Source organism: Gottfriedia luciferensis (assembly GCF_001712755.1).
Classification (GTDB): domain Bacteria; phylum Bacillota; class Bacilli; order Bacillales; family Bacillaceae_G; genus Gottfriedia; species Gottfriedia luciferensis_B.
This window is the reverse complement of the sequence record NZ_MDKC01000034.1, coordinates 205262-228889: the sequence shown is the minus strand read 5'-3', so window position 1 is coordinate 228889 and position 23628 is coordinate 205262. Positions and strand designations below refer to the sequence as shown.

Genomic DNA, 23628 nt, shown 5'->3' with positions numbered 1-23628 from the left:
AGGTCATAAGCCAAAGTCCAATAAAAGTAAAAACCAACCTTTATCAGCCTTTGTCTTATGCTTGTCGGGGCTGAGCAAACGCCTTCCACATTTCATGTTTGAAAGGAGTGATGTGTTTGGTTGATTATGACTATAAATACCGAATAAAAAAAGATTTTGTAGAAAGAAGGAGTAATTTGGAAAAAGTAGAAATGGTTAAATGATGGAAACTTGCTTAAAAATGCTCAAAAAAAAGCTTTTAGCAAGATATAGATAGAACGGGTATTTTTAAGAAAGTAGAGTAATAGATTTTTAAGTGAAATAATTTTTAAAAAGGGGAATTGATGACATGAAAGAAGCAGCTTTTGAAACAAAAATAATACCACCTCATTTGAAACAATACTTATCGGAGCAAAATTATGATCTTTACACGCCAATTGATCATGCTGTATGGCGCTATGTAATGAGACAAAATCATCACGCATTAAAAGATAGAGCACATTCTGCATTTGTCGATGGACTTAAGATGTCAGGAATTGAAACGGAAAAAATTCCAAATGTAGCTGAAATGAACGAGTGCCTTTCAAAAATCGGTTGGGGCGCAGGAATCGTTAATGGATTAATTCCAGGCGCTGCATTTTTTGAACTATTAGCAAATGGTATTTTACCAATCGCAACTGAAATTAGACAAATTACGAATATAGAATATACACCTGCTCCAGATATTATTCATGAGGCTGCAGGACACGCGCCAATATTATTTGATCCTGTATTTAGAGAGTACGTACAAAAAATTGGATCAATTGGTGCAAAGGCATTTGCTACAAAAGAAAAACAAGAACTATTTGAAGCAGTTAGAAATTTAACGATTGTAATGGAAGATCCAAAATCGACAGCTGAAGAAAAAGCTGCTGCACAAAGATTAGTTGAAGAAAGACAAAAAGCAATTGTTGGAATTTCAGAAGCTGAAAAAATTTCACGCGTATTCTGGAGAACAGTTGAATATGGTCTAATAGGTGAACTAGATAATCCAAAAATTTACGGTGCTGGTTTATTATCATCAGTAGGTGAAAGCACACATTGCTTTACAGATGCAGTTGAAAGACTACCTTTTTCTATTGAAGCTTCTACTTTACAACCGAAAAATATAACTGAGATGCAAGCACAATTATTTGTATGCAAAGATTTCGAAGAGTTAATGCAAGGTGCAGAAGAATTAGCAAGCACTATGGCATTCCGTGTAGGTGGAACAGAAAGCTTAGATAAAGCTCTTAAATCGAAAAGCGTTGCTACATTTGAATTAAATTCTGGATTAAGTGTAACTGGTATTGTTCATGCAATCATAAAAGATGAAAACGGTGAAGCAATTTACGTCAATACAACTGGCGAAACTGCACTATCAATTAACAATAAGCAATTAGAAGGTCACGGAAAAGACTACCATGCTAAAGGATTTGGAACACCAATTGGACTTTTAAAAGGTAATATTGAATTAGAAGAATGTGACGATGCTGCACTTAAAAATTTAGGTATTGTCGTAGGAAACTTTGTTGATTTAGAATTCTTAAGCAATGTAAGCGCTTCCGGTAGAATTGTAAATATCATTAAAAATGAAGACAAAGTTGCATTAATCTCATTTGAAGACTGCACTGTTACTTACGAAGGAAAAGAATTATTCAAAAAAGAGTGGGGAACTTTTGATATGGCAGTTGGTTCTCGAGTTGAATCAGCATACCCTGGTGCAGCTGACCCAACATCTTACTTTAGTGATTCAATTAAAGAAGTAGAGTTCGTAATGGAAACACCAGCTCCATTAACTGAATTAGAAAAATTATATAAAGAAGTTAGAGTAATTAGAGAAAAGAATACATTCTGTGATGACTGTATTTCTAAATTAATTGCTTTGCATAATGAGCTTAAACGTGAACACCAAAGTGATTGGTTATTACGTTTAGAATTACTTGAAATAGCTACAGTTAATGCTAAATTAGCGCAAATTGTTGAACCATTAAAAGCGGAATTGGAAGCATTAAGAAAAGAAGATTCTTTAAAGAATCTAATTACAAATGGCTTAAAGCTAGTTTGATAAGTTGGAATATTGGGAAAAGCGTTACTTCTATAGAGGTAATGCTTTTCTTATTTTTTACTTCTGGTAATCTAAAGATATAAACTTTTCATAATGAGAGAGGTGCTAGTCAATGGCATTTGAAGTAAAAGGAATTGATCATATTCAATTAGTTTGTCCAAAAGGTGGAGAGGACGAAGCTAGAAAATTTTATAATGGAATTCTAGGAATGAAGGAATTGCCAAAGCCGGAAAATTTAAAAGGCAGAGGTGGATGCTGGTTTATTTGCGGTAATCAAGAAATTCATATTAGTATTCAAGAAGATTTTATAGCACCTAAAAAAGCTCATCCTGGTTTAATTGTTACAAACATAGAGGCATTAAGAGAGCAACTCCTTCAACTCAACTTTGAAATAAAAGAGGAACCACCAATAGAAGGTCGTACTCGCTTTTTTGTTAATGATCCATTTGGGAATAGAGTCGAGTTTTTAGAATTTCATTAAAGATTATTTGATAAACCACTGTATATAAACAGTGGTTTTTTATTTTTACTTGAATGCTTAGTTAGAATTAAATTGTTAATTTTAAGAAAATTGATATGATTTAATTAACAAATACAAAAGAAGGTTGTTGAATTTTACTAGATGAGAGAGCATTATTCAGCTATAAGCAGGAAGTAATGCTCTTTTTATGGAACTAGTAATGAGTGAATATCAATACAATTAGAATAGTCTGGATTATCAAGCGGTTGCACTTGTATAAGTTGCAAGGAGGTTTGTTATGAAATTTATCGCATTCGAAAATATACACTTAGAAGAAGCGGCTAGTCTTTTGGCTATCCGTCATATGTATGACCGAAGTAACAACCCTGAATTACCATCTAAATTTGAAGAGGCTACGTATGCTAAGAAAGCTATTGAGGCACTTTTTAATGAAAAGGATAGTTTTGGTATTGCAGCGGTGAAAGATTCCGAGTTAGTTGGCTATATGATTGGGTCAATTCAAACAGATAAAAATCGAGAACGTCATACATGGATTAAGTATGCAGGTATGGCTATAGCTGAAAGTGAAGATGTAGAATTATATCGTGAATTATATGCAGAGTTTGCCAAGAAAATGGTAGAGCTTGGTTCGTTTAATCATTACGTAATGGTACCAAGTGGAAATAAGTCAACTTTAGATGCTTGGCTTCGTTTAGGATTTGCCTATGAACAGGTTCATGGTTTACGTGATTTGTCAGTTTCGTCGGATAAAGTATTTGAAGATATTCAAATTCGATTGGCAACTAGTGAAGATGAAAAAAGAATCCGTGAATTAGCAACCGTAATCATGGAACACCAAGCGAAGTCACCTGTATTTGCACCAGGGTTTATTGAAGAAAGAGATGACTATCAGGAAGGTTACGCAGAAATTATTAATGATGAAGCGGCAACATTATGGTTAGCGCTCTATCAAAATGAGATTGTAGGTCTTCAAGTATTTGAATCAGCTACAGTATCTGATGAGAATTTATTAACACCTGAATCTTGCATTAGTTTAGTAATAGGAGCAACGGTCGAATCTTCTCGCGGAATAGGTGTTAGTAAGGCCTTATTACAGCATGGACTTACTTTTGCTGAAAAAGAAGGCTATAAACTTTGCGAAACAGATTGGAGAATAACGAATTTACAATCCTCGAGATTCTGGCCAAAAAATGGTTTTAAACCGATAGCGTACCGTCTAGTCCGTAAAATCGATCCTAGAATTATATGGGCAACAGGCGTTTAATGGGTTAGGAAAAGCAGGGAAATTAGGGAGTGTAGGAAAAAGATGAAATTAGTTGGTAATAATATATATTTAAGACATTTAGAAGTTGCAGATGCAGAAGATTTTTTATCTTACGAAGTTCGAAATAGAGAGTTTTTTAAACCTTTTACATATATAAAAGACGAAAGTTTCTATACTTTGGAAGCTCAGCAAGATCGTATTAAGTCATATAAAGAGAAAAGCGACAATGATCTGTATTATGGCTTTGGTATCTTTTTAAAGGAAACAGATGCTTTTATAGGTTTTACGATGCTAGCAGAGGTTTTAAGAGGAGATTTACAAAGTTGTTTTGTTGGTTATTCTTTAGATGAACAACATAATGGTAAAGGATATACAACTGAAGCTGCAAAGTTAGTTGTAGAATATGCCTTTAATGAATTAAAATTGCATCGCCTTGAAGCGGGTGTAATGCCGCATAACATTGGTTCAATAAGAGTATTAGAAAAGGCGGGTTTCCATAAAGAGGGAATTGCCAAGAAAAATGTACGTATAAATGGGAAATGGGAAGATCACCAAATGCTAGCTATTATTAATGAAAATGAATAACTATATACCTTTTGGAGGGATTAATATGAATATTATTAGTTATCCTGATTTATCGAGTAGACCACATAGTCTCACTGTGGAACGAGTAATGGAAAATACTATCGATGTTTTGTATGAAGCATGGACAAAAAGATTCGGTGATTGGTTTGCTGCGCCTGGTTCGGTAATTATGAAGGCAGAGGTTAATTCTGTATTTTTCTTTGAGACCCAATTTGAAGATAAACGCCATCCTCATTATGGTCGCTTTTTAAAACTTGAGCATAATCAACTTGTTGAGATTACTTGGTTTACTTCTGGATCTAAAACGGAGACTGTAGTCACTGTAGAGTTTTCAACAAATGAAAGTGGAGCGACAGTTATTAGATTGACACATGCAGGATTCCCAGATGAATTATCAAGAGACCAACACGAGCAAGCGTGGCCGATGGTGCTTGAACAACTTGATCGTCGAATGAAGGAATTAGCATAAGTATGAAAAAAGAATCATTTCTTTTAGAGCTACAAGTATTAAAAGAAATTGCCGAAATATTAAACGAGGGTACTGATCTATACAGTACCCTCAATTGTGCCTTAGCCAAGTTAGTTCAAGTTACGGGGCTAGATACAGGATGGATCTTTTTAATTGATAAAAATGGGGACTTTGAATTAGTTGCTTCACATGAATTACCTCCAGCTCTTATGAACGAAGAGGCTAAGCCAATGTGCAATGGAGATTGTTGGTGTGTAGATAAATATAATACCGGAAGACTTAATAAGGCATCAAACATTATGGAATGTAAAAGATTAGAAGACTCAATTATTCATAAGTGGGGAGAAACAAATGGTGTCACTCATCATGCGACTGTACCATTGCAAGCAGGTGAAGAATCTTTTGGTTTATTAAATGTAGCTGCCTCTAATAAATTAAAATTTGATCAGGAAGAATTAAATTTACTAGGTGCAGTTGCATTGCAAATTGGAACAGCAATTAAACGAATTCAATTAACAGAAAAGGTAAAAGAGTTTGGGCTGATTCAAGAAAGAAATCGCCTTGCAAAGGACCTACACGACTCAGTTAGTCAATTATTGTTTTCGATTAATGTAACTGCCAAAGCAGGTGCAAATGTATCCGACAGTCCGAAGTTAAAGGATACATTTAATCATATTCAACAAATTGCCCAAGAAGCACAAGCAGAAATGAAAGCATTAATATGGCAGCTTAGACCACAAGGGATTGAAAAAGGAATAGTTAGTGCATTAATTAACTATGGTGAAATGCTAGGACTAAAAGTAATTAGTAATGTAAAAGGAACAACGATATTACCTTCTAAAATAGAAGAAACATTATGGCGCGTAGGTCAGGAAGCGTTTAATAATTGTAGAAAACATTCAGGACAAAATACGGTATATCTACAGTTATCAATCAGTACAAAGAAAGTTAAAATGACGATTCGAGATCAAGGTGTAGGTTTTATCTGCCCAAAGGATGTACAAATTCCAACATTAGGTTTGAAAAGCATGAAGGAAAGAGTCGAATCGATAAAAGGGTCGTTTTTAGTTGAAAGTGATTTGAATAAAGGAACAAAAATTACGACGAATATCCCTTTTTAAGAAGGAGAGTTTTATGTCTATTAAAATATTAATTGCTGATGATCATCATGTAGTTAGGAGAGGACTTATTTTTTTCTTAAATACGCAAGATGATATCGAAGTTATTGGAGAAGCATCGAACGGAGAAGAGGCATTAAGCTTAGTAAAAGAGTTAAGACCTGATATTGTCATCATGGATTTAGCGATGCCAGTTCTAGATGGAATTGAAGCTACCAAAAGAATAAAAATAGAAGGCTTAGCAGTTAAAGTAATGATTTTAACTAGTTTTTATGATCAAGATCATATTTTACCTGCAATTGAAGCGGGTGCAGCGGGATATTATTTAAAGGATAGTGATCCAGATGAGCTCGTTTCCGCGATCCGAAAGATATACGATGGGGAAAAACAGTTTCATTCGAAGGTTACGACGCAATTAGTTTCTGCTTTAACCGGGAAGATAGAAACGAAGAACGATGAGTCATTTCAAGACAAATTAACTAGGCGAGAAATGGATGTATTGAAGGAAATTACGAGGGGTAAGAGCAATAAAGAAATAGCAGCATCATTATTTATTACAGAAAAAACTGTAAAAACCCATGTTTCGAATATTTTAGCCAAGACTCAGCTTCAAGATCGAACTCAATTGGCACTATATGCAGTACGAAATGGGATTTTGAAATAGACATTAGTAAGTTACAGATTTTTACTTTTTAATAGAAAGGAAGAGTGTAATGCGAATTCTTGTATTAGGAGCTGGAGGAATTGGCGGCTATTTTGGAGGACGCTTAGTAGAAAAGGGAGAAGATGTTACATTTCTAGTACGAGCTAATCGGAAAAAACAGCTAGAGGAAAATGGTTTAGTCATTCGGAGTGTGAATGGTGATTTTTCATTTCAACCGAATCTAATTACTGCAAAGAGTCCTGCCGAGATTTTTGACATCGTACTTTTCTCAACTAAGTCATATCATTTAAGCAATGCCATTCTGGATGTAAAACCATTCGTAGGCGATCAAACTGTTATTTTACCACTTTTGAATGGTATTGCTCATCTAAATCCCTTAAAGCAGGCATTTGGTGAAGAAAAGGTTATAGGCGGTTTATGTTTTATCGAAACTACTTTAAATGAAGCAGGGGAAGTTGCTCAAACAAGTAAAGCTGCTAGACTTGTATTTGGTGAATTCTTAAGTAAAGAAACTGACCGTATTAAAAAAATTGCTGATGCATTTAGCGGTTCAAAAGCTGACTTTGTCCATAGTAAGCAGATTGAACGAGATATGTGGCACAAATATTTGTTTATTACTGTAATGTCTGGCGTAACGTCTCTTATGCGTGCTCCTATTGGCCCAATTAGAGAAAGTGAAGGTGGAAGAGCTATTATCAGTGAATTATTTGAAGAATGCGCTAATATTATGAGGTCCCATGGTGCGCCAATTTCTGAAAATATTGTGGATGAGCATATGAAATCAATCGATGCTCTTGGATATGATATGAAATCATCTTTGCAGAGGGATATGGAAAAAAATTCGTTAGTAGAAGGGGACCATTTGCAAGGGCATTTACTAGAACTTGCAAAGAAAAAGGATATAACTGCTAAATTACTTGAATTAGTTTATCAAAATATTAAAGTTTATCAAAAAATGAATCAAGATCATAGTAATCAAGAAACCGAACGTCTTTCAGTTTGAAATCTACAACTTTAGTTGTAGATTTTTTTTATTTTTATATACTCCTAAACGTGTAGAAAAGTTCTATCAAATGACCGAAGTTCGGACATTATGAATTGACTATACTAAAGGTACGAATTAAAGGAGTGGAAAATATGAATATTTTAATGATTAATGGTAGTCCAAGAAAAGAAGGTCGTACAGGTAAATTAGCGACAATCATCTCGAAAAAATACAATGTAAAAACAATTGATTTAAGTGAACTAGTGTTACCAATTTATAATGGTCAAGAGGAGCAAAATGAAATTGCTACTATCCAAAAACTAAGATCACAGCTAGAAAATGCTGATGCTATGATCATTGCAACACCGGAATATCATGGTGGAATGAGCGGAGCATTAAAAAACGCTTTTGACTTTTTAGGAAGTAAGCATTTTAAAGATAAGCCAGTTGCAATTTTGGCTGTAGCCGGTGGAGGAAAGGGTGGAATTAATGCACTTAACAATATGAGAATTGTTTTAAGAGCATTATATGCAAATGTTTTATCGAAACAAGTTGTGATTGACCCATCAGACTTTATGTCAGAAGGTACTACGTTAGAAGAAAATACATCTTATTCAGTAGATAGCATATTTCAAGAATTGAAGCTCTATACTCAAATTTCAAAAAAGCTAAATGAAGAATGGGTTGCATCAAATTATTAAAGGATAAGGTGATAACATTGAAAAACTGGGTTCAGTTTAGAATTGCAAGACCTACAAACCAATTAGCTGAAATAAGTAAATTCTATGGTGAAGGACTTAGATTAAAAACCGTGGGCAGTTTTCAAAATCATAATGGGTATGATGGAATCATGTTCGGATTACCTGATGTTGAATACCATTTAGAATTTACTCAACATATTGATGGAAGTCCATGTCCTGCTCCAACAAAGGATAATCTTTTAGTATTTTATATACCTAATAAAGCTGAAATAGATTTGGTCAAAAATCGATTAAATAATATGGGGTATTTTGCAGTTGAACCTGAGAATCCTTATTGGCGCGGAAAAGGTATTACATTCGAAGACCCAGATAGATGGAGGGTTGTGTTAATGAATACTGAAGGATTGAAGAATACTTAAGATTTCATATTCGAAAAAACACGATGGAGAGCCTTTTATGGAAGGTTCTTCATCGTGTTTTAATATTGTGTAGTCTGAGGTCTTTAATTTATTAGGATATAAATTATGTATATTATGCTTAATAAAATATACATAAATTGAAATTTACAATTGCCTTAAACTAATGGTCTATCAATTAAAGTAGCGAATTCCAGATCGTGTTCATGATCATCATTGATCGTTGTCATTCCTTTGACAAAGTGAACATGCTTACCGTTTCCTACCGGAATAGGAGGACCAGTTTCAATAATAACCTCGTGATGATGATCTAGAAAATCTGTATTTACTACAATTCGGTGTACATGACTATGTCTTCCTTTGGGAATGACTTCACTTGTAACTCCAGCAAAGCGATGATTATGTCGATCGTCATCTTCTTCTGCCAATTTAGTGCTAGCTACAAATTCATGTACATGTGTTTGAGGTTTTTCTTCTTTTGGTTTTACTTCTTTCTCTTCATTAGACTCTCTTTCATTTTCTTCATTTAACTCTCTTTCTCTTTCTTTTTCTCTTTCCCTTAGTCTTTTTCGATATTCAAACGGGTCTCTTTTCACAAAATGACGCCCCCTTCGATAAAGATTGTCTTCCTTTTTTATCTTATTAGTACTTGTAAATAAATATGTTTATTAAACGTGCATATTAGATTGTATTTTTACTCAGAAATATTGGAATACTTTCATAAAATAAGTAAAATGGAATAAATACTTACAAAAAGAAGGTTTGAGTAGATGGATGCTTTCGATTTAAAAATTATTAATCATTTAATGGATAATTCAAGAATAAAGTGGGCGGATTTAGCTAGTGAAGTTGGCTTGTCAGCTCCGGCTACTGCTGAACGAGTTAACCGATTAGTTGAACAAGGTGTAATTAAAGGATTTGGTGTGCTAGTTGATTCAGAAAAAGTTGGAAGTGAATTAACTGCCTTTGTAGCTGTCTCGCTTGAGCGACCTGAAAATCGAGCTCCATTTTTAGAGCTTGTTAATCAATTAGAGGAAGTGCAGGAATGTCACCATATTGCGGGTGAAGATGATTATTTACTAAAAATAAGAAGTAGAAATACAAAAGACTTGGATCGAGTAATTAGCCATGAAATAAAAGGGTTAAAGGGTGTAATAAGAACAAAAACAACAATTGTAATGGATACAACGAAAGAAACCTTTCGACTGCCATTACAAAAAAATAAATTTTCTATAGAGTAGGGAGGGCAACATGAATTTTGAATTTTATATTAAAGGATTAATAATTGGCCTATCAATTGCTGCACCTGTTGGCCCAATTGGAGTACTGTGTATTCGTAGAACTCTAGCGTATGGAAGAATGGTTGGTTTAGTTTCTGGTCTTGGGGCTGCTACTGCTGATGGTATTTATGGCTTAGTTGCAGGCTTTGGATTAACTGTCATTATGAATTTTTTGATTGGTCAGCATTTTTGGATTCAGTTAATCGGTGGTTTCTTCCTCTGTTATTTAGGTGTAAAAACACTTATTTCAAAAGCCAGTTATACTCAATCTGATACGCAGAAGAAAAATATAATGAATGCGTTTTTATCAGTTTTATTTTTAACGCTAACAAACCCAATGACAATTCTATCATTTATCGCCATTTTTGCGGGATTAGGAATCTCAAATTCAAATAGCAATATTGTTTCTTCCGTTATTTTAGTATTAGGTGTATTTTGTGGTTCAAGTTTATGGTGGGTAATATTAAGCAGTGGTGTGGGACTATTTAGAACTCGAATCAATGATCGTTCTTTAACATTAATTAACCGTTTATCAGGTATTATTATTATTATTTTTGGTTGTATAGCTTTATATGGATTAATGTAAGTAAGCGTAAGAGGGTATTTAGATGTTATTAATAAAAAGTTTTATTTTAGGTTTATCAGTTTCAGCACCTATAGGCCCGGTTGGTTTATTGTGCATACAAAGAATTTTATCTAAAGGAAAAACAGCTGGATTTATGACAGGATTAGGCGCATCTTCAGCTAACTTATTTTACGCTAGTATTGCCGCGTTTGGTTTTTCTATTGTTTCATCATTTTTAATTGAGCAGGAATTTGTTCTTCGAATCGTAGGTGCAATATTTTTATTGTATTTAGGAATTAAAACCTTTCTAAAAAGACCTGCTAAAACTGCCTCGAATTTGAAGGGTGAAAGCATGGTTAGCATGTTTATCTCTACATTTTTATTAATGATCACAAATCCTGTAACAATTTTAAACTTTGTAGCAATGTTTGCAGGGGTGGGTTTTGATCAAAGTTCCACATCTATAGAATCAACAGTTTCATTAATTATAGGTGTTTTTTTAGGTGCAGTTTCTTGGTGGTTTATTTTAAGTAGCGTAGTTAGTTTGTTTCGAAATAAAATTATAACTCACTTAGGTTTAGTAAATAAAATGGCTGGTTTAATGATTGTTGTTTTAGGAATTATTTCATTTATTAAGTAAAGAAGGAAGCTATATACTAATAGCTTCTTTTTTTTTGCTGTTTCCTAGAATTGAATAGAAAGTCTTTTATTAATTGTAAAAAAACATAACATACCAAATTCCAATCGTTAGGAATGCGCCTAATGCAATAAATATTGCTTTATACACCCAATGAGGCAAAAAGAACAATATAGCACCTATTCCACTTACACCATTTCCTCCAACTCCACTATTTTTTAAATCTGCATGTGCTTCTTTTTTATACATAATTCCAAAGACCAGCAAAAACAAGCCTATTATCGTAAAGTAAATTAGATAAGCAATATCATTTCCATTCATTTTCTTCGCCCTTTTTATGAATCTTTCTTATAATTTAAGGATAAATTACCTATCATTGCTGTTTAACCATTTTTTTCCATCTATAAGTTAATTTTAACCATTAAGATACTGGTCTGAGTTTACTTCTAATAGTAGCCATAAACGATTTTCTGCTGTTTAACTTGCTTTATTAAATAAAAAAATATAGTATCGATCATAAATTTGTGTAAAATAAATATTATTGACAATTAATAAATGTTGTAACTATAATAGTTACATCGGAGGTTGAATCCTATGAAAATCAGTAGTCGTTTTACCGTTGCTGTTCATATTTTATCTTTGGTCACGATTGAGAATAGTGCGCTTTGTACTTCCGAATGGATTGCAGGAAGTGTAAATACAAATCCAGTCGTAATTAGAAGAGTAATGGGAAAACTTAAGAATGCTGGCTTAATTCAAGTCCGTCGAGGAACCGGTGGAGCTTCACTTCGTAAGCCGTTAAATGAAATTACTCTTTTAGATGTTTATAGAGCAGTTGAAGTTGTAGAAGAAGGAGAACTTTTTCAATTTCATGAGAAACCGAATCCTAAATGTCCAGTAGGTGCAAATATCCAAGCAGTGCTAGAACTAATCTTAAATCGAGCACAAGATGCAATGGAAAAAATACTGGATGAAGTTACTATGGAAGAATTAGTTACAGTATTAAGCAAAAAAATTGGATAGTATCATTCAATTTTTTTTATAAATGATGTAACTGGTGTTGTTACATCTATATATTATATTTTTTTAAACTAGTTGTAACTATTTTAGTTACGACTTTGAGTTCAAAACAATTTTTAAAGAATTAAGGAGGAAGAAAAAAGATGAAAATTGGTATTATTGGAGCAACAGGAAAAGCAGGTAACCTTATTTTAAAAGAAGCAGTAGAAAGAGGACATGAGGTAACAGCAATCGTAAGAAATGCTTCTAAATTAACAAATAAAGAAGTATCAGTATTGGAAAAGGATTTATTAGATCTAAATTCAGCTGACTTAAAGCAATTTGATGTTGTTGTAAATGCATTTAAAGCAGCTGAAGGCCAAGAGAATCTTTATATTGAAGCTGGGAATGTTTTAATAAATGCTTTAAAAGGTGTTAACGATACTAGATTAATCGTAGTTGGTGGAGCTGGAAGCTTGTATGTTGATGAAGAAAAAACGATTCAATTAGTTGACACACCTGAATTTCCAAAAGAATATTATGCTACTGCATCAAATATGACAAAAGGTCTTCACGACTTACAAAAAACAACTGATATTAATTGGACATTTATTAGTCCAGCAGCATTTTTTGATCCGAATGGTAAACGAACTGGGGCTTATCAAAAAGGAAAAGACAATTTTATTGTTAATAAAAAAGGTAATAGCTACGTAAGTTATGCTGACTATGCAATTGCATTATTAGACGAGATTGAAAATCCACAGCATATTAACGAACGATTTACTTTGGTTTCTGAAGCAGAATAAGTCCGTGAAGCGATTCTTTATGAGAATCGCTTTTTCTTATTTATAAAAAATGGACCTCATTGTATGAAGTCCACCAATTAGTGCCTATATTTGTTTCTTTTTATAACTATAAAAATACATACTTAAAGGCCACCAAATAACTGCAAAAATTGGATATACAGCCCAAATTGTATCTGGGGATGAAATGATATTTACAATGATAAAGAAAAGACTAATTAGTATGCTAGCTGTAAACGAAAATGCTACAAACGATTTTCTATTCGCATGATAAATGGATAAAGGCCACCAAATAATTGCAAATGCCGGATAAATGACCCAAAGATAATCTGGAGATGAGATAAAATTCAAAAGCCCATAGTATGCGATTGTAATGATACTGCCAAGGAGTGCAATCGGTAATGTTCTAGCATTCTTACCTAAATGCATGAGAATTGGCCAACTAATAATTGGAAAGGCAGCATAGAAAAACCAAAGATAATCAGGAGAGTGAATTAAGTTTTCCGTTAACAAGAAAGCAAGGAGTACGATACTACTAAAGATTGAGAATTGTTTCGTCGATCTTTTTCCAATGAAATATAAACTAATTGGCCAAAATAAAATGAAAAAACATGGGTAAATGAACCAAATCGTGCTAGGAGATGTAATAAAATTAACGAGCATAAAAAAGACCATTGTCATAATACAGCCTGCAGTTGCAAAACCGATATAATTTTTCACTGTGCTTCACCTCACTTTTTACGTTGCCAGTAGAAATACATTGAAAGAGGCCACCATAATAGACCAAACGTTGGGTACACAAACCATATAGTCTGTGGAGTGTAGTAAAAATTAATAAATAAGAATAAAGCAATTAGTAATCCACTACCCCAAATTGAATAGGATAAATTTAGTTTTGCAAAATTTGCTTTCTTGCTATCTGGTTTTTTAACACCAAGTTCTCTCTTTAATTCCTCAATGTCCCCAAATTCTACAATCGCTTTGTTTATAGCATCTTCTTCGTCCTTACCATTTTCCATTAAAAACATGACTTTTTCTTCTAAGTTCTGAATAATCTCTTGTTTAACTATTTCTGATTGTTCAGTTTTAGGAACATCTTTAAATAGTTCTTCAATATGATTTCTAATTTTTTTCATTATTTCTCCTCCATGAATAGATCAATAATTTCTTTTACTTCTTGCCATTCTTTTACTAATTCACTTAAATATGCTTTACCTAATGAAGTGATTTTGTAATATTTTCTTTTTCCACCGTGTGTAATATCGCCAAAATAAGCTTCCACTAATTCCTTTTTTTCTAAGCGCTGAAATACAGCGTATAATGTTGCTTCTTTTATTTGAAACCGATTGTCTGTCCGTAATCCAATTTCTTGAGAAATCTCATATCCATAGCGGTCTTTCTCAGAAATAAGTTTTAATATGATTGAGTCAAGATGCCCGCGTATAATGTCACTTCTTACCATAATTCACCTATTCACCTTCTATAAGATTATTCTATCTGATAGAGTAATGTTAACAATAATTACTCTATCTGTCAAAGTAATTTTATGTGATTCTATTTTTGACTATTCGTAGGAAATGAAATAGGCCCGTCCGAAGCCTAAATAAATTATTTTTCCTATTCCTGCTCTACTATATGTCACATTTTTTGGATTTCATTCGTCTTAATTAGTGAAGAAAAGGAAAGGGAGAGATAATATTATGAAACTAAATCAAATAGATGGTCATCAAAAATGGGATGTTACTGTATTAGGTGGTGGTATTGCTGGATTAACTGCATCGATCTACTTAGCTCAAGCAGGTAAAAAAGTACTTCTATTGGATAAAGCATCTAAATTAGGTGGGAGAGGTATTTCGAATACAATTGGCGATGCATATTTAAATCTTGGAGCACACGCATTATATATAAACTGTATCGAAATTTTAAATGAGGTTGGTGTTACTGTTTCTGGCAGGGTTCCAAAATTGAGTGGTGCATTTATTCTTGGTGATCAATTTAGTCAAATGAAAATAATCGAAGCATTTAATTTATTTTTGGGTAATCATTTAAAATGGAAAGAAAAAATGGAATTTATTCGATTTTACCGACATATTCGTAAAATGGATTTAGAGGAAATCAATCATATTAGTTTAGAAGAATATTTAAATCGAAAAATAACAAGTCGTCGTGTAAAGAATTTAATTTTAGCTTTTATACGTGTATCTACTTTTACAAGTAATTCTGAATTAATAAGTGCAGGAGTGGCAATTGGTCAGCTTCGTAGCGCGAAAGTTATGTATATAAACGAAGGATGGCAATCAATTGTTAATGACCTAATTAAAAAGGCGAATCAACTTGGTGTTACGATTCAAAATAGTACAGTAGTGTCTAAAATCACTGGAACTTATCCAAACATAAATCTTATTTTGAAAAATGATACTAGGATCAACACGAGCTGTTTGTTATCGACAATTAATCCAATTGATTTTGTTAAGTTAATAGATGAGCCAATCTCAGATTCATTTTTACAAAAATGTAATCAAACGATTCCTGTAAAAGCTGCATGCCTTGACCTTGTAATGAATGGTTTACCAAATCCAAAACTCAACTTTGCTTTAGGAGTTGACCAACCGTGGTATTTTTCAAATCATTCATCAGTCGCGAAATTATCGAATAAAGAAGGCGAAATTGTAGTTCATCTAATGAAATATTTAAACTCGGTCAACGAAACAGATTCTGAAAAAGATGAGGTAGAACTAGAAAGCTTACTTGATTTGCTTCAACCAGGTTGGAGAGACTATGTAATTTCACGTCGCTATCTTCCTAAGCTTATCGTTTCTAACGACATAAAAAAGCCATTTCATAAATTAGACAATCATTTATCAAATAGTGATATTGGCTTAGAAGGTATTTATATTGCAGGAGACTGGGTGGGGGAGACAGAACTTCTATTGAATGCATCTTTAACGAGTGCTAAAAATGCTACTAAACTAATAAATGAGAAGCTTGAACTTCAACTAATTTAAAATAGAGGAGAAGATACTTCATGGAAGTAGACTATCTATATTCTCAATATAAGCCACTTTTATTTTCAATCGGATATAGTATGTTAGGATCGGTTGAGGATTCGGAGGATTTGGTGCAGGATACTTTTCTCACAGTTCAACAGATGAATCAATCCACCTCAAAAGAAGAGCCAAATAATATAAAAGCATACTTATGTAAAATAATGACAAACCGTTGCTTAGATTTATTAAAATCCTCAAAAAATAAACGTGAAGTTTATATAGGACCATGGCTTCCAGAACCGATTATTCAAAAATTACCGGAAGATTTAAATGATGATCCGATGGAAAAGATGATTTTAGATGAAACGATCACCTATGCATTTTTAGTTTTACTTGAACAGTTAAACCCTACCGAAAGAGCAGTATTTGTATTACGGGAAGCCTTTCAGTTTGACTTTCGAACAATCGCAAATATTTTAAATAAGACCGAATTGAATTGCCGTAAAATATTCAGTAGACTTAAGCGCAAAGTCCAAAGTAAGGATGTAGTTGAAAAACGAAATCTAAATCAAGAGCTAGACATTGCAAAACGATTTATTGAAGCTGCAGAAACAGGTAATTTAGATATGCTAATCTCACTTTTAACGGAAGATATCGTACTAATTACAGACGCTGGTGGCAAAACGAAAGCTGCTCTTCGCCCAATCAATCTACAGAAAAATGTTATTGCCTTCCTTGTTGGTGTAAGGAAGAAAATAAACTCTCCATCTGAAACCGAAATTGTTTTGATCAATAATCAAATTGGCTTAATTGTTAAAAGTGAAGGCGAAGAACCAACCGTAATTTGTTTTGAAATAGAAGGAGACCGTTATCGAAGTATTTATATGCTTCGAAATCCTGAAAAAATAAGATTTTTAGGGTGATGATCAAGAGCATTTTAAACATTAGAACAGGGTGTCCCACTTTTTATGGGGTACCTTGTTTTTTAGATGTAAGAAAACGAAAGCATCTTACTCATAGAGGGTTCATGAGTAAGTAAAAAAGTGAAAATAAGAAGTTTAGTAACTCATAGAGGGTTCATGAGTAAGTAAAATAGCGAAAATAAGATATTTAGTAACTCATTGAGAGTTCATGAGTAAGTAAAAAAGAGAACATGAGGAATTTAGTAACTCATAAAGGGTCCATGAGTAAGTAAAAATGTGAAAATGAGAAATTTAGTAACTCATAGAGGGTTCATGAGTAAGTAAAAATTTGAAAATGGGCAATTTAGTAGCTCATAGAAGGTTCATGCGTAAGTAAAAAAGAGAACATGAGGAATTTAGTAACTCATAAAGGGTTCATGAGTAAGTACGAAAGCAAAAATAAGAAATTTAGTAACTTATAAGGTACTCATGAGTAAGTAAAAATAGCAAAAATAAGAAACATACTACTCAAAAGAGTAAAAGGGTGTAAGTCTAAGAACAGCCCTTTTTTATTTTTGGTTTTTTTCACAAAAAGCTTTATAGTTTTAGTAGTTACTATGTTTAGATTAAAAATTATAGGAGTGTTTATGGAAACGAAAGAGTATCTAATTACGCAGCTTAATGAAATTGAAAAATGGGAAAAAGATCAAAAAAGCGTATTTTTTTGGGAGAAAATCGGTAGAATTCCATTTATGATCTTGGATAAAATTACACCTAAGTTCATTCACGATAAGATTGGAGTTATTTTAGATGAGCTATCTAAGTATGTGAATGCTGGTGGTCAATATTTAGTTAGTGTTCCTTCAACTTTAAATAGGATGAGTAAGGAGCTTTCTATTCAGGAACTAACCGAAATTGAAATGGTCAATCAACTTAGTCTTGAGCAAATGGATCGCGTTTCGAATGATTTTATTGCTAGTCGTAAACAATTTGCAAAAGTCCAAGGAGCGACCACAGGTTTTGGTGGAATGTTTACAATTGCGATCGATATTCCAATCTTATTAGGACTTACATTAAAGACACTTCAAGAAATAGCGATTTCTTATGGTTATGATCCAAATGATCAAATGGAGAGAGTATTCATTATTAAGTGCTTACAATTTACATCTGCTGATATAGTTGGTAAAAAAGCGATATTAGAAGAGTTAACAAATATTGAAGGAAAAAAAGCCTTTTCTCAAATTGAGGGTTGGAGAGAAGTATTTTATACATATCGTGACAACATGGGATGGAAGAAGCTGTTTCAAATGATTCCAATTGCAGGCTTAATATTTGGTGCATATGTAAATAAACAAGCAATTGAAGATGTTGGTGAAGCTGGTAGAATGCTTTATAAAAAAAGACGGATCATGGAAAGATTGCATGATTTAAAATAAGCAGAAAAAAGATGAATTTAGTTTAGAGCTAAATTCATCTTTTTTGTTTTTTAATCAAACGTTTGTTTAAGATTTAAATTTATTTGGGAATTGCTTAATAATGCCTGAAGAAATTGTATCAGCTATAGGGATCATATGTTGAAGACCAGCATCAAATGCTTTTATATTTCCATCCCAGTCCATTTTTATTCTAGTTACAGCTTCATTTGTTACCATTTTTAAATGTGTATATAGTAAGTCTTTTAAAGCTTGATTTGTCCAATTTGGATTTGCTTTACTTAAGAATGCAGCAATCTCATCTGCATTTTTAAACCATGTGTCGTTCAATGTTTTTAATGTTGCCATATCATTTGCTTTCGCAGCATCAATAATTTTACCGGCGATTACAATATGGTCGGTTAGTAATTTAGCAAGCTGATCTCCAGCGGCAGCACCATAATATGGTTTAATTGCATTCCCAATATCTTGTTGATTTCTTAAGAGTCTTGCTAGTACTACGTCCTTATCTGGCATTCCAGCAACAGCACTAACAATATACTTACTAGTCCATATTAAATGATCCATCCAAAGCTTTCTCATATCTGCTTTGAAATTACATGCTGAGTTACTTATGCATCTTCCTTGAACTCGATTATCAACATGCTGGGCACTGGATTTAATAGGGGATAAAATTAGTGCAAAACATAAAAATAGAGATGTGAATTTTAGTAATTGTTTTTTCATCTAGATGTCTCCTTTGAGATGTTTTCAAAATATACCAGTATTATTTTGGATTTTTTTTTAAGTAATATTCAAAGTTTTTACATTCATTTCATTTATGAAAGTAATTTTTCTAAAGAAAATGCCACTAATGTGGAGAATATAAGACTATATAAAAAATAGTAATTTTGATATAGTATAATAATGAATTATGGTAAAAAATGGAAAGTGGATATAAAACGCTTCAAGTGTTTTACCCTTTTTCCTTGGAAGGTGAAGAGGAGGACAGCAATGTTAAATTTTTTATATCCTAGTATCATTATCATGACTTTAATCATTTTATTTTTTGGTTATAGATTCGTTAAAGGTTATATTACTCTAGTAAAATATTTATATTGGATTATCTTTGGCATCTATATTACTTGCCTATTGGATATTACTTTGTTCCCATTTCCTTATCAGAAATATCTAATTCAAGTCATGATTGAGGATTACTTGGGATATACAAATAATTTTGTCCCTTTTAAAGTAGTTGTAGATTCAATAAGTTATGGATCATTTTCAATTGCTTTAAAGCAAGTTGGAGGAAATATTTTATTATTTATGCCGTTAGGGTTTGCTTTGCCAGTTCTATATCCAATGATTACGAAGTATAAAGTGATATTAGTTGGTTTTACTGTAAGTTTAGGGATTGAAATAATACAAGGAGCTACTGGTTTTATTCTTGGATATAATTATCGATCTTGTGACATTGATGATTTATTATTAAATACATTTGGCTCTGTGTTAGGAGTTATAGTCTTTAGTTTAAGCACTAAATTCTCTATAAAGAAAAAAACCGATAATCAATATATAAAAAGACAAGGAGCATAATGCTACTTGTCTTTTTGTACCTTCTGAAGCTCTTTCACTGTCACAAATTTATATCCATCTTTCGATAATAAATCCAAAATTCCTTTAATTGTCTCTAATTCTTTGCCAGTTTTATCATACATCGGATGAATTAAAATAATTGAACCCGGTTTAATATTTTTCTTTACATAGTTTATTTTGTCTTGAGGATTTGTGTAAAAAGTATCTGGCTCTAAATTCCATGTGATCGTTTCTCGGTTATGTTTATGCATGTAATACGGTAAGCCAAATAGTTTTTTTCCATTTGGAGGACGGAACTCAATTTCCCCTTTATAGCCAGCTTTTCGTATTAGTTTATCTGTCTTTTCAATTTCGTTCTTGATAAATGAAGGTGATTTTAGCACCATTCTGTCATGAGAATATGTATGGTTTCCAATCTGTTGTCCCGCATCTACAATTTTTTTAGCTTCTTCTGGATTCTTTTCAATTTCATTACCGATTAGAAAAAAAGTAGCCTTTGCATTGTATTGATCTAAAAGTGGTAGTATGTCATCAACATTTTTAGTTGGACCGTCATCAAATGTTAAAGCAACTACTTTTTGGTTAGTGTTTACTTCATTTGTTAATCCCCCAAAAAGCTGAAAAGATCTCGCATTCATTAGTTTATAGAATCCAAATAAGATAAGAAATAAAATTAGAATACTTGCACTTATTTTCAGTAGTCTTTTTTTCATCTATTTTACCTGTCTTTCTAGTTATTGAAATTAAACATCATTATATCATCACTAATTAAAAAAAGAATAAAAGAAGGAAATTAAAGGGAATTTAATACTGTAGAAAGAAATAGTGAAAGAGTGAAGATTACGTCCTGAAGCGGAAATCAACAGTTTTTCTTTTTTTTTAAAAGGTTTTTATTTAGTTCAAACAATCTACTTGCAAAGTTATCAGTTTAGTATTAAACTGATAACAAGATCGATCAAAGAGGTGCAAAAATGTTAAATAGTCATAATGAAGCTTCTACAAACAAATCAAAAAATTTAGCAGTATTACTTTGGTTTCGATTAGCGCGTTTTTATCTTAAAAATGTTAGAGAATCAAATAATCAATTGAAAAAATGGGGACTGACGACTGCTCAATTTGATGTAATTGTCCATGTTGGGAGAAATAAGCGTCTTACTCAGCAAGAATTAGCCGATAAATTAGTTGTTACAAAAGGAAATGTGACTCATCTATTAAAGAAAATGGAAGAGCTTCAGTGGATTAAAAGAGAAGTGGAATGGAAAAACAAATATCTCTCTTTAACAGAGATAGGTCAAAAAATGTATGAAGAAATCGTACCTTCACAAGATGAGTTTCAACAAGCTCAATTCAGCAAATTAACCGAAGAAGAGCAATTTCAATTACTTACTTTATTAAGGAAATTAAATAAAAAGTGAATTAGAACGGAGGAAAGTTTATGGAGAAAATGAAAGGCATACATCATATCACTGCGATAGTTGGTGATCCACAAGAAAATATGGATTTTTACGCTGGGATTTTAGGTTTACGCTTTGTGAAAAAAACAATTAATTTTGATGATCCAGGTACGTATCACTTTTATTTTGGAGACGAAACTGCAAAACCAGGGACGATCATGACTTTCTTCCCTTGGGCAAATGCATACAGAGGAAAAGTAGGAAGTGGGCAAGTAGGAATCACAACATTCTTAATCCCAGCTAACTCAATGGAATTTTGGGAAAACCGTTTAACATCTTTTAAAATTCAAACAAAAAAAGTAAGTCGATTTGGAGAAACATTTCTTCAATTTGAAGACTTCCACGGCTTACAGCTTGAATTAGTAGAAAGGGAAGCTGGCGAGGAAAATACTTGGGAATTTAATGGTGTTACAAAGGATGTAGCAATTAAAGGGTTTGGTGGTGCAGTTTTATATTCTGGAGCACCAAATAAAACAGCTGAACTGTTGGAAAACGTAATGGAATTAGAATGCTTAGGTCAAGAAGGTAACTATTTACGTTTCAAAGCTGCTAGTGACATCGGAAATATTATCGATATTGAATTAGCAGCAGTAGGAAGAGGCGTTATGGGAGTGGGAACTGTCCACCATATTGCTTGGAGAGCAAGTAATGATGAAGAACATGTAAAATGGCAACATAAATTATATGATAATCATTATGGAGTTACTGAAGTAAAAGATCGAAATTACTTTAATGCAATTTATTTTCGTGAAAATGGTGGGTTATTATTTGAAATTGCAACTGATCCACCAGGATTTACGATTGATGAGAATATAGACCATTTAGGAGAACAGTTAATGCTACCAAAGTGGCAGGAACCAAATCGTGAAATAATAGAAAATCACTTGCAACCAATTGTTGTTAGAGAAGTGAAAGGAGAATGACGATGAAACACGTATTTAATAGAGGTAGTAATCCATCGAAGCCAACATTTTTATTATTACATGGTACAGGTGGGAATGAACTTGATCTATTACCAATTGCAGGGATGATCGATGATGAAGCTTCTGTATTATCAGTAAGAGGAAATGTAAGTGAAAATGGAATGCCACGTTTTTTTAAGCGATTAGCTGAAGGTGTATTTGATATGGATGATTTAGTTTTCCGTACAAAAGAATTAAAAGAGTTTATTGAAACGGCGTCCGCAGAACATGGATTTGATCCAAATAATATGATTGCTATTGGTTATTCAAACGGTGCAAACATTGCTGGTAGTCTACTGTTCCATTACGAAAATGTATTTAAAGGCGCAATGCTATTGCATCCAATGGTACCGATTCGTGATTTAGAATTGCCAAATATGAAGGATGTGTCAGTCTTCATTGGGGCAGGAAAAAATGATCCAATCTGTTTACCACAAGAAACAGAAGAATTAGCAACATTGTTAGAAGGTGCCGGTGCAAAAGTCGTTACTCATTGGGAAAACATGGGGCATAGCTTAACTAGATCGGAAATTGAAGCAGCAACTGATTGGTACGAAAATAACTTTTAAGGAGCATGCAATAATGATGAAATCTTTTTCTCCAGCAGATTTAAGTGATCGTGATAATTATAAGTTCTTAATTGGCGGTATAATTCCAAGACCAATTGCTTTTGTGACAACTGAATCAAATGAGAATGTCTTAAATGGAGCACCATTTAGCTATTTTAACATCGTAACGGCTAATCCACCTATGATATCTGTATCTGTTCAGCGACAAAATGGTAAACAAAAAGATACAGCTAGAAATGCGATTGAGAAAAAAGAGTTCGTCGTTCATATCGTTGATGAATCGAATGTTGAAGCGATCAATAAAACAGCTGCTGCTTTGCCATCTACTGAAAGTGAAATTGAGTTAGCAGGATTAACACCTGTAGAAAGTGTAAAGGTTTCAGTTCCAGGAGTGAAAGAGTCAAAAATTCGAATGGAATGTATTTTAGAACAGGCAATTCCATTAGGAAAAGATAATGAGGCTTGCGACTTATTAATAGGCAAGGTTGTTTATTTTCATATAGAAGATGAAATTTATGAAAATGGACGTATAGATGCAGATGGCTTAAAAGCAGTTAGCCGTTTAGCAGGGAATGACTATGCTAAGGTTGGAGAAATGTTTACGATTGATCGTCCTAAATAAGGTTAATAAGAGTGAAGGGGAAAGTAGAATTTCCCCTTCACTTTTTTTTTGAAAAAAATTAAAAGAAAAATGAACGATATGCAGAACTTATT

The 23628-nt window shown here is 32.9% G+C and carries 30 protein-coding genes; 23 read left to right on the top strand and 7 right to left on the bottom strand.

The features are described from left to right. Positions 1–328 precede the first annotated feature (328 nt). From BED47_RS19115 to BED47_RS19070, 10 genes are all read left to right on the top strand, one after another. Positions 329–2065 (top strand): aromatic amino acid hydroxylase, encoded by a 1737-nt coding sequence (locus BED47_RS19115; protein ID WP_069034946.1) that lies wholly within the window; start codon positions 329–331, stop codon positions 2063–2065. A gap of 112 nt (positions 2066–2177) precedes the next feature. Further along, the gene (locus tag BED47_RS19110; protein ID WP_025568995.1) at positions 2178–2546 is read left to right on the top strand and encodes a VOC family protein; all 369 of its coding nucleotides are present in this window, start codon (positions 2178–2180) and stop codon (positions 2544–2546) included. 277 nt (positions 2547–2823) lie between these two features. Next, the gene (locus tag BED47_RS19105) at positions 2824–3810 is read left to right on the top strand and encodes a GNAT family N-acetyltransferase (protein ID WP_069034945.1); all 987 of its coding nucleotides are present in this window, start codon (positions 2824–2826) and stop codon (positions 3808–3810) included. 42 nt (positions 3811–3852) lie between these two features. Further along, positions 3853–4395, top strand: coding sequence for a GNAT family N-acetyltransferase (locus BED47_RS19100; RefSeq protein WP_025568992.1), 543 nt, complete (start codon positions 3853–3855; stop codon positions 4393–4395). Between the two features lie 25 nt (positions 4396–4420). Then, a complete protein-coding gene (locus BED47_RS19095; RefSeq protein WP_069034944.1) occupies positions 4421–4864 on the top strand; it encodes an SRPBCC family protein in 444 nt (147 codons plus the stop codon). A 2-nt stretch (positions 4865–4866) separates the two neighbouring features. Next, positions 4867–5985 carry a GAF domain-containing sensor histidine kinase gene (locus tag BED47_RS19090; protein ID WP_069034943.1) on the top strand — a complete coding sequence of 373 codons (1119 nt, stop codon included), beginning with the start codon at positions 4867–4869 and terminating at the stop codon, positions 5983–5985. 13 nt (positions 5986–5998) lie between these two features. Further along, positions 5999–6646: a response regulator gene (locus BED47_RS19085; RefSeq protein WP_069034942.1), complete on the top strand. Its 648-nt coding sequence runs from the start codon at positions 5999–6001 to the stop codon at positions 6644–6646. A gap of 49 nt (positions 6647–6695) precedes the next feature. Further along, positions 6696–7649: a ketopantoate reductase family protein gene (locus tag BED47_RS19080; RefSeq protein WP_025568988.1), complete on the top strand. Its 954-nt coding sequence runs from the start codon at positions 6696–6698 to the stop codon at positions 7647–7649. A 134-nt stretch (positions 7650–7783) separates the two neighbouring features. Then, positions 7784–8332 (top strand): NADPH-dependent FMN reductase, encoded by a 549-nt coding sequence (locus BED47_RS19075; protein WP_069034941.1) that lies wholly within the window; start codon positions 7784–7786, stop codon positions 8330–8332. Positions 8333–8349: 17 nt separating this feature from the next. Further along, the gene (locus BED47_RS19070; RefSeq protein ID WP_025568986.1) at positions 8350–8751 is read left to right on the top strand and encodes a VOC family protein; all 402 of its coding nucleotides are present in this window, start codon (positions 8350–8352) and stop codon (positions 8749–8751) included. A 155-nt stretch (positions 8752–8906) separates the two neighbouring features. On the opposite strand, the gene BED47_RS23335 is transcribed toward BED47_RS19070, so the two are convergent. Next, a complete protein-coding gene (locus tag BED47_RS23335) occupies positions 8907–9344 on the bottom strand; it encodes a YmaF family protein (RefSeq protein WP_025568985.1) in 438 nt (145 codons plus the stop codon). A gap of 174 nt (positions 9345–9518) precedes the next feature. Here BED47_RS23335 and BED47_RS19060 point away from each other — a divergent pair, with 174 nt between their 5' ends. Genes BED47_RS19060 through BED47_RS19050 form a run of 3 tightly spaced genes read left to right on the top strand, consistent with a single transcriptional unit; the run spans position 9519 to position 11233 of the window. After that, complete coding sequence (locus tag BED47_RS19060) at positions 9519–9989, top strand: Lrp/AsnC family transcriptional regulator (protein ID WP_025568984.1); 471 nt, start codon at positions 9519–9521, stop codon at positions 9987–9989. Between the two features lie 10 nt (positions 9990–9999). Next, the gene (locus tag BED47_RS19055; protein WP_025568983.1) at positions 10000–10614 is read left to right on the top strand and encodes a LysE family translocator; all 615 of its coding nucleotides are present in this window, start codon (positions 10000–10002) and stop codon (positions 10612–10614) included. 22 nt (positions 10615–10636) lie between these two features. After that, complete coding sequence (locus tag BED47_RS19050; RefSeq protein ID WP_025568982.1) at positions 10637–11233, top strand: LysE family translocator; 597 nt, start codon at positions 10637–10639, stop codon at positions 11231–11233. A 69-nt stretch (positions 11234–11302) separates the two neighbouring features. On the opposite strand, the gene BED47_RS19045 is transcribed toward BED47_RS19050, so the two are convergent. Then, on the bottom strand, positions 11303–11551 hold the full coding sequence (locus BED47_RS19045) for a hypothetical protein (RefSeq protein ID WP_025568276.1): 249 nt from the start codon (positions 11549–11551) through the stop codon (positions 11303–11305). 273 nt (positions 11552–11824) lie between these two features. On the opposite strand from BED47_RS19045, the gene BED47_RS19040 reads away from it, so the two are divergent. Then, positions 11825–12253 carry an Rrf2 family transcriptional regulator gene (locus BED47_RS19040; protein WP_025568277.1) on the top strand — a complete coding sequence of 143 codons (429 nt, stop codon included), beginning with the start codon at positions 11825–11827 and terminating at the stop codon, positions 12251–12253. Between the two features lie 140 nt (positions 12254–12393). Next, a complete protein-coding gene (locus BED47_RS19035; RefSeq protein WP_025568278.1) occupies positions 12394–13035 on the top strand; it encodes an NAD(P)-dependent oxidoreductase in 642 nt (213 codons plus the stop codon). Between the two features lie 84 nt (positions 13036–13119). On the opposite strand, the gene BED47_RS19030 is transcribed toward BED47_RS19035, so the two are convergent. From BED47_RS19030 to BED47_RS19020, 3 genes are read right to left on the bottom strand one after another with little or no spacing between them, the layout of a single operon-like run. Further along, entirely contained in the window at positions 13120–13752 is a 633-nt protein-coding gene (locus BED47_RS19030; RefSeq protein ID WP_025568279.1) for a hypothetical protein, read from the bottom strand. Between the two features lie 11 nt (positions 13753–13763). Then, positions 13764–14168, bottom strand: coding sequence for a permease prefix domain 1-containing protein (locus tag BED47_RS19025; protein ID WP_025568280.1), 405 nt, complete (start codon positions 14166–14168; stop codon positions 13764–13766). Continuing rightward, positions 14168–14494, bottom strand: a complete 327-nt coding sequence (locus tag BED47_RS19020; RefSeq protein WP_025568281.1) for a PadR family transcriptional regulator — start codon at positions 14492–14494, stop codon at positions 14168–14170. The genes BED47_RS19025 and BED47_RS19020 overlap by 1 nt, the downstream gene beginning before the upstream one ends. A gap of 238 nt (positions 14495–14732) precedes the next feature. Between BED47_RS19020 and BED47_RS19015 the strand changes: the two genes are divergently transcribed. The 3 genes from BED47_RS19015 (at position 14733) to BED47_RS19005 (ending at position 18357) form a co-directional block, all read left to right on the top strand. Then, entirely contained in the window at positions 14733–16037 is a 1305-nt protein-coding gene (locus BED47_RS19015; protein ID WP_025568282.1) for an FAD-dependent oxidoreductase, read from the top strand. 20 nt (positions 16038–16057) lie between these two features. After that, positions 16058–16942 carry an RNA polymerase sigma factor SigJ gene (gene sigJ, locus BED47_RS19010; RefSeq protein ID WP_069034940.1) on the top strand — a complete coding sequence of 295 codons (885 nt, stop codon included), beginning with the start codon at positions 16058–16060 and terminating at the stop codon, positions 16940–16942. A gap of 626 nt (positions 16943–17568) precedes the next feature. Further along, positions 17569–18357 carry an EcsC family protein gene (locus BED47_RS19005; RefSeq protein ID WP_025568284.1) on the top strand — a complete coding sequence of 263 codons (789 nt, stop codon included), beginning with the start codon at positions 17569–17571 and terminating at the stop codon, positions 18355–18357. A gap of 66 nt (positions 18358–18423) precedes the next feature. Here the strand turns inward: BED47_RS19005 and BED47_RS19000 are convergent, their stop codons facing one another. After that, a complete protein-coding gene (locus BED47_RS19000) occupies positions 18424–19080 on the bottom strand; it encodes a glycosyltransferase (RefSeq protein WP_069034939.1) in 657 nt (218 codons plus the stop codon). Between the two features lie 267 nt (positions 19081–19347). Here BED47_RS19000 and BED47_RS18995 point away from each other — a divergent pair, with 267 nt between their 5' ends. Continuing rightward, positions 19348–19929, top strand: a complete 582-nt coding sequence (locus BED47_RS18995; protein ID WP_069034938.1) for a VanZ family protein — start codon at positions 19348–19350, stop codon at positions 19927–19929. Between the two features lie 2 nt (positions 19930–19931). Here BED47_RS18995 and BED47_RS18990 read toward each other — a convergent pair whose 3' ends face one another. Beyond that, complete coding sequence (locus BED47_RS18990; protein ID WP_069034937.1) at positions 19932–20642, bottom strand: polysaccharide deacetylase family protein; 711 nt, start codon at positions 20640–20642, stop codon at positions 19932–19934. Positions 20643–20900: 258 nt separating this feature from the next. Between BED47_RS18990 and BED47_RS18985 the strand changes: the two genes are divergently transcribed. Genes BED47_RS18985 through BED47_RS18970 form a run of 4 tightly spaced genes read left to right on the top strand, consistent with a single transcriptional unit; the run spans position 20901 to position 23536 of the window. Next, complete coding sequence (locus BED47_RS18985; RefSeq protein ID WP_069034936.1) at positions 20901–21344, top strand: MarR family winged helix-turn-helix transcriptional regulator; 444 nt, start codon at positions 20901–20903, stop codon at positions 21342–21344. Positions 21345–21364: 20 nt separating this feature from the next. Beyond that, positions 21365–22306 (top strand): ring-cleaving dioxygenase, encoded by a 942-nt coding sequence (locus BED47_RS18980; protein ID WP_025568289.1) that lies wholly within the window; start codon positions 21365–21367, stop codon positions 22304–22306. Between the two features lie 2 nt (positions 22307–22308). Continuing rightward, positions 22309–22914 (top strand): alpha/beta hydrolase, encoded by a 606-nt coding sequence (locus tag BED47_RS18975; protein WP_025568290.1) that lies wholly within the window; start codon positions 22309–22311, stop codon positions 22912–22914. Between the two features lie 16 nt (positions 22915–22930). Further along, on the top strand, positions 22931–23536 hold the full coding sequence (locus BED47_RS18970) for a flavin reductase family protein (protein ID WP_025568291.1): 606 nt from the start codon (positions 22931–22933) through the stop codon (positions 23534–23536). Positions 23537–23628 lie beyond the last annotated feature (92 nt).